1 pseudogene is annotated in these 14,542 nt (G+C 66.9%); it reads left to right on the forward strand.

Annotated features, from left to right (window positions below):
* Positions 1-148: 148 nt before the first annotated feature.
* Positions 149-14,422 (forward strand): annotated as a pseudogene (locus TU75_RS10995) (amino acid adenylation domain-containing protein); the annotation flags it as partial.
* Positions 14,423-14,542: the final 120 nt, after the last annotated feature.

Here is a 14,542-nt window from a genome sequence, read left to right on the forward strand (position 1 = left end):
CCAACTGGCCCTCAAGGGCGAACAGTTGTCGGTGCAAGGCAACAAACAGGCATTGAGCGAGCCGGCGATACTCGCCGCGCTGCGCGAGCACAAACCGGCGCTGATCGAGCTGATCAAGGCCGGCGACTACACGGCGACCAAAGCCGGCGAGGTGCAAGTGCCGGCCAATGGCATCCCCGCTGGCGCAACACGCATCACCCCGGACATGCTGACCCTGTCCACCCTGAGCCAGGAAGAGATCAAGCGCATTGTCGCAAGCGTCGACGGCGGCGTGGCGAATATCCAGGACATCTACCCGCTGGCGCCGCTGCAGGAAGGCATTCTGTTTCACCATGTCAGCGCCGAACAGGGCGACCCCTATGTGATGCAATCGCAGTTCGCCTTCGACAGCCTCGAGCGTTTCGAAGCGTTTGCCCAGGCGCTGCAAAGCGTCATGGACCGCCACGATATTCTGCGCACCGGCGTGGTGTGGGACGGTCTGCAACAGCCCTCGCAAGTGGTGTGGCGCCAGGCGCGTCTGCCGGTGCAGGCCCTTGAGCTGGACCCGGCCGACGGTGATATCGCCGCTCAACTGCACGCGCGCTTCGACGCCCGTCATTACCGGCTGGATGTGACCCAGGCCCCGCTGCTGCGCCTGATATACGCCGAGGACCTGACCAACCGGCGCCTTGTCGCGACCTTGCTGTTCCATCACATGGCCCTGGATCACAGCGCCCTCGAGGTGGTGTGCCACGAAATGCAGGCATGCCTGTTGGGGCAGGGCGCTTTGCTGGGGCAGGCCGTGCCGTTTCGCAACTATGTGGCGCAGGCCCGTCTGGGCATCAGCGAGCAGGAGCACGAAAGCTTCTTCCGGCAGATGCTTGGCGATATCAGCGAGCCGACGCTGCCATTTGGCCTGCAGGATGTGCAGGGCGATGCGCGCGGCATTGCCGAGATCAGCCTGCCGCTGGCGGCCGAGCTGTGCCAGCGGCTGCGCACGCAGGCGCGGTTGTTGGGCGTGAGCGCCGCGAGCCTGTTTCACATGGGCTGGGCCCAGGTGCTGGGCGTGCTGGCCGGCAAGCAACAGGTGGTGTTCGGCACCGTGCTGATGGGGCGTATGCAGGGCAGTCACGCCACGGATCGCGCCCTGGGTATTTTCATCAACACCCTGCCGTTTCGCGTCAATGTGGACGGCCAGGAGGTACGCGCCGGGGTCAAGGCCACCCACGCGCGGCTGACCACCTTGCTGCGCCACGAGCATGCAGCGCTGGCCCTGGCTCAGCGTTGCAGCGGCGTGACCGCGCCCACGCCGTTGTTCAGCGCGCTGCTCAACTATCGCCACAGTGCCCCGGCAGCGAGTGCCGAAACGGTCACTGCCTGGCAGGGCATCGCTGCGCTGCGCGCCGAGGAACGCACCAACTACCCACTGACGCTGAGCGTCGATGACCTGGGCGTCGGCTTCGGCCTGAGCCTGCTGGCCAGCACGCAGGTCGACCCGCAACGCGTGTGCGCCTACCTGCAAACCGCCCTGGAAAACCTGGTGACGGCGCTTGAGCAAGCGCCGCACACCGCGCTCGATCAACTGCCAGTGGTGCCCGCTGCCGAGCAATACCTGTTGCTGGAAACACTCAACGCGACCGCCGCCGATTTCCCCCAGGGCACCACCCTGCATGGCCGCATCGAGGCCCAGGCCGCGCTGACGCCGGATGCGATCGCCGCCGTGCATCAAGGCCGCCAGCTGACCTATGCCGAACTGAACCAGCAGGCCAACCTGCTGGCCCATCACCTGCTGGCGCTGGGGGTGAAACCGGATGACCGCGTGGCCATCGTCGCCCGCCGTGGCCTGGACACCCTGGCCGGCTTGCTGGCGATCCTCAAGTCCGGCGCCTGCTACGTGCCCGTCGACCCCTCGCACCCGGCCGAACGCCTGGCCTACCTGCTCAGCGACAGCGCACCGGTGGCGGTGCTCACCCAGCATGCGTTGCTCGAGCGCCTGCCCGCGCTGGACATGCCGGTGATCAACCTGGACCGCTACACCTGGCAGCACCACTCGGCAAGCAATCCGCAGGTCGCGGTCACGCCGTCGAACCTTGCGTATGTGATCTACACCTCCGGTTCCACCGGCCTGCCCAAGGGCGTGATGGTCGAGCACCACACCGTCGCCAACCTGGTGGACTGGCATTGCCGCGCCTTCGACCTGTGCGCCGGACGCCACACCGCCAGCGTCGCCGGCTTCGGCTTTGACGCGATGGCCTGGGAAGTCTGGCCGGCGCTGTGCGTGGGCGCGACCCTGCACCTGCCGCCGGCCAACGACGGCGCCGAAGACATCGACGCGCTGCTGGCCTGGTGGTGCGCGCAACCTCTGGACGTGTGCTTCCTGCCCACGCCAGTGGCCGAATACGCCTTCAGCCAGCACATCGAACACCCGACCCTGCGCACCCTGTTGATCGGCGGTGACCGCTTGCGTGCGTTCAACCGTGGGCAAACCTTCGAGGTGATCAACAACTACGGTCCTACCGAAGCGACGGTGGTCGCCACGTCTGGCAAGGTCGAGGCGGGCGGCGCCTTGCACATCGGCAAACCCATCGCCAATGCGCGGGTGTACCTGCTCGACGCACAACAGCGCCCGGTGCCGTTGGGCGTTGCCGGTGAATTGTATGTGGGCGGCAGTGGCGTGGCGCGCGGTTACCTCAACCGGCCCGAGATGACCGCCGAACGCTTCCTGCGGGACCCGTTCAGCCAGGGCCGCCTGTACCGCACCGGCGACCTGGCGCGTTGGCTGCCCGACGGCAATCTCGAGTACCTGGGACGCAACGACGACCAGGTGAAGATTCGCGGCATGCGCATTGAACTCGGCGAAATCGAAACCCGGCTCAACCAGTTGCCGAGCATCCAGGAAGCGGTGGTGCTGGTGCGCGAAGAGCGGCTGGTGGCGTACTTCACCGAGAACCCACAACTCGAGCCCCTGGATGTCGGCGCAATCCGAGCGCACCTGTTGGCGCATTTGCCGGACTACATGGTGCCGGTTGCCTACATGAAACTCGACGTGCTGCCGCTGACCGCCAACGGCAAGCTCGACCGCAAGGCCCTGCCGGCGCCGGACAGCGCCGCCGTGTTCAGCCGTGACTACGAGGCGCCCGAGGGCGAGATCGAGACGCTGCTGGCGCAGATCTGGGCCGACGTGTTGCAGGTGGAACGCGTGGGCCGTCGCGACCATTTCTTTGAATTGGGCGGTCATTCGCTGCTGGCGATGCGCATGGTCTCGCAGATTCGCCAGCGCCTGGGCGTCGAGTTGCTGCTGGCCGATCTGTTTGCCAATGCCGAACTGGCGGCGGTCGCTCAGGTGCTGGCCCAGGCCGGGCGCAGCACCTTGCCCGCTATTCTGCCGAGCAGCGGCAACAGTGAGGTGCCGCTGTCGTTCGCCCAGCAGCGCCTGTGGTTTCTGGCGCGCATGGACGGCGGCAACAGCGCCTACAACATCCCCATTGCCCTGGGCATGCGTGGGCCCTTGCAGGCCGATGCCCTGGAACAGGCGCTGGCGCGTATCGTGGTGCGCCATCACACCCTGCGCAGCCGGTTTGTGCAGTACGGCGACGACACCCAGGTGCTGACCGTGCCGGTCGAGGAGGGCGGGCTGCTGACGGTGCAGGACCTGCGCCATCACGCCGAACCGCAACAAGCCCTGCAGGCACTGATTCACCACGAGGCCTCGGCGCCATTCGACCTGGAGCGTGGTCCGCTGCTGCGTGGGCGCCTGGTGGTGCTGGCTGATGATCATCACGTGCTGCTGCTGACCCTGCATCATATTGTCTCCGATGGCTGGTCGATGGGCGTGCTCACCCGCGAGTTGATGACGCTGTATCAGGTGTTCAGCCACGGTCAGCCCGACCCGCTGGCGCCGCTGGCGATCCAGTACGCCGACTTTGCCGTGTGGCAACGCCTGTGGTTGAGCGGTGAAGTGCTGCAGCGTCAGAGCGATTATTGGCAGCAGGCCCTGGCCGGTGCGCCGGCCTTGCTTACCTTGCCCACTGACCGCGTGCGTCCGGCGCAACAGGACTACAGCGGCGGCAGCGTCGAGGTGCGCCTGGACGAACGCCTGACCGCCGGGCTCAAGGCCTTGAGTCAGCGCCATGGCGTGACGCTGTACATGACGTTGATGGGCGCCTGGGCGGCGCTGCTGGCGCGCTTGTCCGGCCAGCACGACCTGGTGATCGGCTCGCCCGTGGCCAACCGCACACGCAGCGAGGTGGAAGGGCTGATCGGCTTGTTCGTCAACACCCTGGCGGTGCGCATCGACACCAGCGGCGAGCCGAGCACCGAGGCGCTGCTGGCGCGGGTCAGGACACAGACCCTGGCGGCCCAGGCCCATCAGGACCTGCCGTTCGAGCAGGTGGTGGAAATCGCCCGGCCAGTGCGCAGCCTGGCCCATACGCCGCTGTTCCAGACCCTGCTGGCGTGGCAGGACAGCAGCGCGCCGGCCCTGGCGCTGGGGGATCTGACCCTGGAAGGCGTGGCCCAGCAGAGTCTGTTTGCCAAGTTCGACCTGACCCTGGACCTGGGTGATGTTCAGGGCAGCATCAGGGGGGCGTTGCAATACGCCGTGGCGCTGTTCGATGAATCAACGGCGAGCCGTTACGTCGGTTATTTCACCCGCGTTTTGCAGGCGATGGTCGCGGACGATCAGGCGGTGCTGGCCCATGCGGTGCTGCTGGATGCGCGTGAGCGTCAGCAGGTGCTGGTGGATTTCAATGCGACGGCGATGCCTCCCCGCGACGAGCAGACTGTGCACGGCCGGTTCGCTGCCCAGGCGGCGCGCACGCCCCACGCGATTGCGGCGCAGGCGGGTGAGCGGCAGTTGACCTACGCCGAACTTGACCGCCATGCCAACGGCCTGGCTCACCACCTGCTGGGCCTGGGTGTGCAGCCCGACGACCGCGTGGCCATCGTTGCCCGGCGGGGCCTGGATACGCTGGTCGGGCTGCTGGCGATTCTCAAGGCCGGCGCCTGTTATGTGCCGGTCGACCCGTCGCACCCGGCCGAACGCCTGGCCTACCTGCTCAGCGACTGCGCGCCGGTGGCGGTGCTCACCCAGCATGCGCTGCTCGAACGCCTGCCCGCCGTGGACGTGCCGGTGATCGAACTCGAGGGCAGCGTCTGGGATCAGCCGGCACATCCGGCGGTTGCGGTCGCGCCGTCGAACCTGGCTTACGTGATCTACACCTCCGGCTCCACCGGCCTGCCCAAAGGCGTGATGGTGGAACATCACAGCGTGGTCAACCTGGTGGATTGGCACTGCCGTGCCTTCGACCTGCGCGCCGGAAGCCACACCGCCAGCGTTGCCGGCTTTGGCTTTGACGCGATGGCCTGGGAAGTCTGGCCGGCGCTGTGCGTGGGCGCGACCCTGCACCTGCCGCCGGCCCATGAGGGCGCCGAAGACATCGACGCGCTGCTGGCCTGGTGGTGCGCGCAACCCTTGGACGTGTGCTTCCTGCCCACGCCGGTGGCCGAATATGCCTTCAGCCAGCACATCGAACACCCGACCCTGCGCACCCTGCTGATCGGCGGCGACCGCTTGCGCCAGTTCAGCCATGCGCAGTCCTTTGCGCTGGTCAATAACTACGGCCCCACCGAAGCCACGGTGGTCGCGACCTCCGGCCTGCTTGATGTCGGCCAGCCGCTGCATATCGGCAAGCCGGTGGCCAATGCCCAGGTGTACGTGCTGGACGAACAGCAACGTCCGGTGCCTCTGGGCGTGGCCGGCGAGTTGTACGTGGGCGGCACCGGCGTGGCGCGCGGTTACCTGAACCGCCCGGACCTGACCGCCGAACGCTTCCTGCGCGACCCGTTCAACCAGGGGCGCATGTACCGCACCGGTGACCTGGTACGCTGGCTGCCCGACGGCACCCTTGAATACCTGGGCCGCAACGACGACCAGGTGAAAATCCGTGGCGTGCGTATCGAACTGGGTGAAATCGAGACTCGCCTCAACCAGCTGCCGGGCATCCAGGAAGCGGTGGTGCTGGTGAGTGACGAGCGGCTGGTGGCGTATTTCACCGAGCAACCGTCGGCCGCCAGCCTGGCCGCAGGTGACATTCGCGCCCATCTGGTCGCGCATCTGCCGGACTACATGGTCCCGGCCGCTTACGTGCGGCTCGACGCGCTGCCGCTGACCGCCAACGGCAAGCTGGATCGCCAGGCCCTGCCGGCGCCGGACCTGGCTGCGCTGTTTATCCGCGACTATGAAGCGCCGCAGGGTGAGATCGAAAGCGTACTCGCGCAGATCTGGGCCGACGTGTTGCAGGTGGCGCAGGTGGGCCGTCGCGATCACTTCTTCGAGCTGGGCGGGCACTCGCTGCTGGCCATGCGCATGGTGTCCCAGGTGCGGCAGCGCCTGGGGGTGGAGCTGCTGCTGGCCGACCTGTTTGCCAATGCCGAACTGGCCGCAGTTGCCGGCGTGCTGGCCCTGGCGGGGCGCAGCGTGTTGCCGGACATTCTGCCGGCCAACCGTGACCAGGACGTGCCGCTCTCATTCGCCCAGCAGCGCCTGTGGTTCCTGGCGCTGCTGGAAGGCGCCAACACCGCCTATAACATTCCGATTGGCCTGCGCTTGCGTGGCCAGTTGCATGTGCAGGCGCTGCAACGCGCCCTCGCGCGCATTGTCGCGCGGCACGAAACCCTGCGCAGCCGCTTTACCCAGCACGGTGACGATGCCCAGGTGCTGATTGACGCGCCGCAAGATGTGCTGCCGCTTCAGGTGCAGGACCTGCGTCGCCATCCGCAGCCGCAGCAGGCGCTGGACGCGTTGATCCACGGTGAAGCCTCGGCACCGTTCGACCTGGAACGCGGCCCGCTGCTGCGCGGACGGCTGGTGGAGCTGGCCGACGATCACCATGTGCTGCTGCTGACCCTGCACCACATCGTCTCCGATGGCTGGTCCATGGGCGTGTTGACCCGTGAGCTGATGGCGCTGTACCAGGCGTTCAGCCACGGTCAGCCCGACCCGCTGGCCCCGCTGGCCATTCAGTACGCCGACTTTGCCGTGTGGCAACGCCTGTGGTTGAGCGGTGAAGTGCTGCACCGCCAAAGCACCTACTGGCAGCAGGCGTTGGCCGGTGCGCCACCGTTGCTGACCCTGCCTACCGACCGCCCGCGTCCGGCGCAGCAGAACTATGCCGGCAATACCGTCGAAGTGCGTCTGGATGACCGTTTGAGCGCGGGGCTCAAGGCCTTGAGTCAACGTCACGGCGTGACCTTGTACATGACCGTGATGAGTGCCTGGGCCTCCTTGCTCGCGCGGCTGTCCGGTCAGCAGGATCTGGTGATCGGCTCGCCGGTTGCCAACCGCACGCGTAGCGAGGTGGAAGGGCTGATCGGTCTGTTCGTCAACACCCTGGCGGTGCGCATCGACACCAGCGGCGAGCCGAGCACCGAGGCGCTTCTGGCGCGGGTGAGGGCGGTGACCCTGGCCGCGCAGTCGCATCAGGATCTGCCGTTCGAAAAAGTCGTGGAAATTGTGCGGCCGCTGCGCAGCCTGTCCCACAGCCCGATCTTCCAGGCGCTGCTCACCTGGCAGGACAGCAGCGCGCCGGCCCTGCGCCTGGGCGACCTGGCGCTGGAAGCGATTGTCGAGGAGAGTCACTTTGCCAAGTTCGACCTGGCCCTGAGCCTGGGCGAAGTCGGCGGCAGCATTCTCGGCACCCTGGAATACGCGGTGGCCTTGTTCGACGAGGCGACGGCGCAGCGTTACGTCGGTTACCTCACCCGCGTGCTGCAGGCGATGGTCGATGACGACCAGGCGGTGCTCGAACACGTGCCTTTGGTGAGCGCGCGGGAGCGCCAGCAGTTGCTGTTCGAATTCAACGCAACCGCCGTCGACTACAACCTGGAGCAGACCGTACACGGCCTGTTCGAAGCGCAGGTTGAGCGCACGCCCCATGCGCTGGCGGTCAAGGCCGGCACGCAGCAATTGACCTACGCCGAACTCAATGCCCGGGCCAACCAGTTGGCCCATCACCTGCTGGCGCTGGGAGTGCAACCGGACGCGCGAGTGGCGGTGTGCGCCGAGCGCGGCCTGGACATGGTCATCGCCCTGTACGCGGTGCTCAAGGCGGGTGCCGCCTATGTGCCGCTGGACCCGGCGTATCCCCAGGAGCGCCTTGCCTACATGCTGCAGGACAGCGCGCCGCAGGTGGTGCTGGCCCAGGTCGCGACCCGTGGCTTGCTCGGCGAGGTGCCGGTGGTCGAGTTGGACCAGCCGTGCTGGCAGCACCTGCCGGTGGCTAACCCGAACGTGAGCGCGGCAAGTGCCTATGTGATCTACACCTCCGGCTCCACCGGCCAGCCCAAGGGCGTGATCAACGACCACGGCGGTGTGGTCAACCGCCTGCTGTGGATGCAGGACGAATACGCCCTGACGGCCGCCGATGCGGTGCTGCAGAAAACCCCGTTCAGCTTCGACGTGTCGGTGTGGGAGTTCTTCTGGCCGCTGTTTACCGGTGCGCGACTGGTAATGGCGCGTCCCGGCGGGCACAAGGATCCGGCCTACCTGTGCGAAATCATCGAAGCCGAAGCAATCACCACGCTGCACTTTGTGCCGTCGATGCTCGATGTGTTCCTCGCCCATGGCGATGTCAGCCAGGCGGCGGGACTGCGGCAGGTGATGTGCAGCGGTGAAGCGCTGCCGGGCAGCCTGGTGCGACGCTTCAAACAGCAACTGCCGGGGATCGACCTGTACAACCTGTATGGCCCCACCGAGGCGGCGGTGGATGTGACGGCGTGGCGCTGCATACGCGCCGAGATGCCGGATAACACACCCATCGGCAAACCGATCGCCAATACCCGCCTGTACGTGCTGGATGCGCGCATGCAGCCGGTGCCTCTTGGCGTGGTCGGCGAGCTGTACATCGGCGGCGTGCAGGTGGCGCGCGGTTACCTGAACCGGCCCGAACTTTCTGCCGAGCGCTTCCTCGACGATCCGTTTACCGGTGGCCGTCTGTACCGTACCGGCGATGTCGGCCGTTACCTGGCTGACGGCACCCTCGAATACCTGGGGCGCAATGACGATCAGGTGAAAATCCATGGCCTGCGTATCGAGCTGGGTGAAATCCAGGCGCGGCTGACCGAACACCCAGCGGTCAACGAAGCCGTGGTGCTGGCCCGCGAACAGCGCCTGATCGCTTACTACACCGGCGAGCAAAGCGACATCGATGTGCTGCGCAGTCATCTGGCGCAGCACTTGCCGGCGTTCATGGTGCCGGTCGCGTTTGTGCACCTGGACGCGCTGCCGCTGAGCCCCAACGGCAAGCTTGACCGCAAGGCCCTGCCAGCGCCGGGCGCCGACGCGGTGCTGGCGCGCGACTATGAGGCGCCCGAAGGCGATACCGAAATCGCCCTGGCCAGCCTGTGGGCCGAGCTGCTGGAGGTGGAGCGCGTAGGGCGTCACGACAACTTCTTCGAGTTGGGCGGGCACTCGCTGATGGCCGTGAGCCTGATGGGGCGCCTGCGGCGCCTTGGTTTGTCGGCGGATGTGAACGTGCTGTTCAGCCAGCCGACGCTGGCTGCGCTGGCGGCCACCCTGGGCGGCAGTCGCGAAGTGGCCGTGCCGGCCAACGGCATCGCCGCCGATTGCCGCGCGATCACCCCGGACATGCTGACGCTGGTGACCCTGAACCAGCCGGCCATCGACCGGGTGGTTGCGGCCATCCCCGGCGGCGCGGCGAATGTGCAGGACATCTACCCGCTGGCACCCTTGCAGGCGGGGATTCTTTATCACCACCGCGCGGTGCAGGAGGGCGATGTGTATGTGCTGCAGGCGCAATTTGCGTTCGACAACGTTGTGCGGCTGCAGGCCTTTGCCGAGGCGTTGCAGTCGGTGATCCAGCGTCATGACATCTTGCGTTCGTCGTTCCATTGGGACGGCCTGGAGGAACCGGTGCAAGTGGTGTGGCGTACCGCAGCGCTGCGCGTCGAAAGCGGGCCGTTGCCGCAGCGCCTGGACCTGGCCCAGGCGCCGGTGATGCGCCTGGTCTACACCGAACAAGCACAAGGCGTGGTGGCGACCTTGCTGTTTCACCACCTGGTGATGGACCACATCACCCTGGAGATTCTCAAGCACGACATGCAGGCGGTGCTCAGTGGCGAGGGCGCTGCGCTGGGTGCGGCGGTGCCTTATCGCAACTATGTGGCGCAGACCCGGCTGGGCGTCACCGAGCAGGAACACGAAGCGTTCTTTTGCGACATGCTGGATCAGGTCGATGAGCCGACCGTGCTGTGCCCGCTGGGCCCCGATGAAAAGGCGCAACGCCTGCTCGACAGCGCGCTGAGCCAGCGCCTGCGCGCCCAGGCCCGCCGCGCCGGGGTGAGTGCCGCCAGCCTGATGCACCTGGGCTGGGCCCACGTGATGGGCAAGGTGGCTGGCCGCGACACTGTGGTGTTCGGCAGCGTGATGCTGGGTCGCCTGCAGGGCGGCGAAGGCGCCGAGCGCGCGATGGGGGTGTTCATCAACACCTTGCCGCTGCGCGTCGACCTCGGCGAACACTCGGTCCGCAGCGCGCTGCGCGATACCCACGCGCGCCTGTCGCGCCTGCTGCGGCATGAACACGCGCCGCTGGCTCTGGCCCAACGCTGCAGCAGCGTGCCGGCGAACACGCCATTGTTCAACGTGCTGTTCAACTATCGCCACAGTGCCGGGGCGGTAGCTGCAATGAGCGCCGAGGCCGCCGTGGCCTGGCAGGGTATCCATCTGCTGGAAGCCCAGGAGCGTTCCAGCTACGGCCTGTCGATGAGCGTCGACGACCTGGGCGAGGGTTTCAGCCTGACGGCCATGGGGCAGGGCGCGCAGCGTTTGTGCGGTTACCTGCAGACGGCGCTTGAACATCTGGTGGAGGCGCTCGAGCACAACGCCGACAGCGCCATCAGTGGTGTGTCGATCCTGCCGGCCGGCGAGCGCCGCCAATTGATCGAGGCATTCAATGCCACGGAGCGGGAGTTCCCCCGTGCGCACACGGTGCAACGTCTGTTCGAGGCCCAGGCGCAGGCGCGTCCCGGTGCGTTGGCGCTGGTGCATGGCGAGCAGCGCCTGAGCTACGGCGAGTTGAACGCCCGCGCCAACCGCCTGGCCCATCATCTGCTTGGCCTGGGGGTGTGTGCCGGCGACAGCGTGGCGATTCTGCTGCCGCGCAGCGTTGACTTGGTTGTCGGCCAGTTGGCCGTATTGAAGTGTGCCGCCGCCTATGTGCCGCTGGACATCAACGCGCCCGCCGAACGCCAGGGTTTCATGGTGCAGGACAGCGGCGCGGTGCGGCTGCTGACCCGCAGCGACATCGCCGTGGACTACCCGGCGGCGCGTCTGGACCTCGACACTCAGGTGTTCGATCCGCAACCGGCGCACAACCCCGACCTGTCGCAAGCGTCGGACAGCGTGGCCTACGTCATGTACACCTCGGGTTCCACCGGCACGCCGAAGGGCGTGCGGGTGCCCCACCGTGGCATCACCCGGCTGGTCATCAACAATGGCTACGCCGACTTCAATGCCGGTGACCGCGTGGCGTTCGCCTCCAACCCGGCGTTCGACGCAAGCACCATGGATGTGTGGGCGCCGCTGCTCAATGGCGGTCAGGTGCAGGTCATCGACCACGCCACCTTGCTCGACCCGGCCGCATTTGGCGCCGAGCTGGAGGGGGCGACGGTGCTGTTCGTCACCACAGCCTTGTTCAACCAGTACGTGCAGCTGATACCCGAGGCGCTGGCGGGGTTGCGCATTCTGTTGTGTGGCGGCGAGCGTGCCGACCCGGCGGCGTTCCGCAGCCTGTTGGCGCGGGCACCGGCCTTGCGTCTGGTGCATTGCTACGGACCGACGGAAACCACCACCTACGCCACCACGTACGAAGTGCGCGCGCTGGCCGAGGACGCCGACAGCGTGCCGATTGGCCGGCCGATTTCCAATACCCAGGTCTACGTGCTGGATGCGCAGTTGCAGCCGGTGCCGGTGGGCGTGAGCGGAGAAATCTGCATTGGCGGCGACGGCGTGGCCCTGGGCTATCTGAACCGTGCGCCATTGAGTGCGCAGCAGTTCGTGCGGGACCCGTTCCACACCGGGGCGCTGATGTACCGCACCGGCGACCTGGGTCGCTGGACGGCGGACGGCCTGCTGGAGTGCATCGGGCGCAACGACGATCAGGTGAAGATCCGCGGTTTCCGCATCGAACTGGGCGAGATCGAAGCGCGCCTGGCGACCCATGCGGCTATTCAGGACGTGGTGGTGCTGGCCCGTGAAGACGTGTCGGGCGACAAGCGGCTGGTGGCCTACTTCACTTGGGCGGGCGAGCCCGTTGGCAGCGACAGCCTGCGCGCCCATCTGCAGGCGCAACTGCCGGACTACATGGTGCCCTCGGCCTACTTGCCGCTGGAGCGCCTGCCGCTGACCGGCAACGGCAAGATCGACCGCAAGGCCTTGCCGGTTCCTGCCGCGCAGGCCCTGGCCGGTGCCGTGTTCGAAGCGCCGCGCGATGCCCTGGAACAGACCCTGGCGCGCCTGTGGACCGAGGTACTCAAGCTGGAACAAGTGGGCCGTGATGACAGTTTCTTCGAACTGGGCGGGCATTCACTGCTCGCGATCCGTCTGGTCAGCCTGATGGAGGAGGCGGGGCTTGCGGTGAGCCTGGCCGAGCTGTTCGAGCACGCCAGCGTGGCGAATGTGGCGTCGATGCTGCGTCAGCGCAATGCGCAGACGGTGCGCGATACCACGGTGATCACCGTGCGCAGCAGCGGCACGCAGCCGCCGTTGTTCCTGGTGCACGAGTTCAGTGGCATGGACGTGTATTTCCCGGCGCTGGGCCAGCATCTGGCCGGCGACTACCCGATCTACGGCTTGCCGGGCCTGGCGCTGGGCGAGTCGCACCTGAACACCATGGAAGGCCTGGCGGCGCGCATGGTCGGCCTGATCCGCGAGATTCAGCCCCATGGTCCTTACCGGGTCGCGGGCTGGTCGTTCGGTGGGGTGCTCGCCTATGAAGTGGCGATGCAGTTGCTGGGGCTGGATGAACCGGTGGCGTTTCTCGGCTTGATCGACAGTTTCGTGCCACGCATGACCGACCAGGGCAAGGCGCGCTGGGAAGGACCGCAGGCGCTCAAGCGGCATCTGCTGCTGCAGTGCACTGCCCATTGGACTGTACAGGGAGGTGTTGATGAAGTGGCAAGACTGGCGCAACTGGAAGCAGACACTCAACAGCTGGACCTTGCTGGCCTGCTGCAATGTTGTCGCGATGAAGGTTTGTTGCACCCGCAAATGGCGGCGGCCGAAGACGCCGACTTGATCAGCTTCATCGAGCGCGAGGTCGGCCACGGGCACGCGCTGGCCCATTACAGCCTGTTCCCGCTGCCGGTGGCGGTGCATTTGTTCAGTGCGCAGGAGCGGCTCACCGATCTGTCGCGGCGCAGTGATTCCCTGGGCTGGAGCGACGCGCTGGCGCCGGGACAATTGCGCCAGATCGAAGTGCCGGGCACGCACCAGAGCATGATGAAGGCACCGCATATCCGCGAGCTGGGGGCTGCGATGTCGGCGGCCCTGGCCGCCTCGCTACCGGTGATGCCGGCCGCCCATCAGCCGCTGCTGCGTATTCAAAGCGGGCGTCCGGGGTTTGCGCCGGTGTTCTGCGTGCCGGGGGCGGGCGACAGCGTGACCGGGTTTGTGGGCTTGGGCGAAGCGCTCGGGCGTGACTGGCCGCTGTTCGGTCTGCAACCACGCGGGCTGGACGGCGAGGCGGTGCCTCACAGCCAGGTCGAGGCGGCGGCGCAGTGTTACCTCACGGCGCTTGAACACGAATGCCCCCAGGGGCCGGTGCATTTGATCGGGCATTCGTTTGGCGGCTGGGTGGCGCTGGAGATGGCGTTGCGCTTGCAGGCAGCCGGGCGGGAGGTGGCGTCGTTGACGGTGATCGACAGTGAGGCGCCGGGCGGCAATGGCGTGGTCGGGCGACCTTATACGTCGACGGCGGCGTTGGTGCGGTTGATTGAGGCGATGCAGTTGTCGGCGGGCCGGTCGCTGGGGATTGATCCGGTGGGATTTGCCGGGACCGATGAGGTGGCGCAGCGGCACGCGTTGCATGCGGGAATGGTGTCGGTCGGGTTGCTGCCGGGGCGTGCATCTTCAGACGCGATGGTGGGTCCGGCGCGCACGTATGCGGCGGCATTGCGCACGGTGTATCGGCCTGGGCGGCGGTATGGCGGGGTGGTGAGGTTGGTGTTGGCGCAGGATCCTGCGCTGGATGCGGTGGGCAATCTGCGGGAGCAGGAGGGGATGATTGAGGGGTGGCGTGGGCAGGGGAGTGGGCTTGAGGTTTGGTATGGCGGCGGGAACCACTTTACGTTGCTCAAGGCGCCCAATGTGCAAGGGCTGGCGGCTTGGTGGCTGGAAGGTTTGGTGGTTGGGGAGGTGGTGTCGTGAGGGGTTTGCGCCGGTATGGGTGTGGGAGCTGGCTTGCCTGCGATGGCATCGACCGGGTTTTCCTGATGCACCGAGGTGTCTGCATCGCAGGCAAGCCAGCTCCCACAGAAAAGCAGGTTC

Source organism: Pseudomonas poae (assembly GCF_001439785.1).
GTDB lineage: Bacteria > Pseudomonadota > Gammaproteobacteria > Pseudomonadales > Pseudomonadaceae > Aquipseudomonas > Aquipseudomonas poae.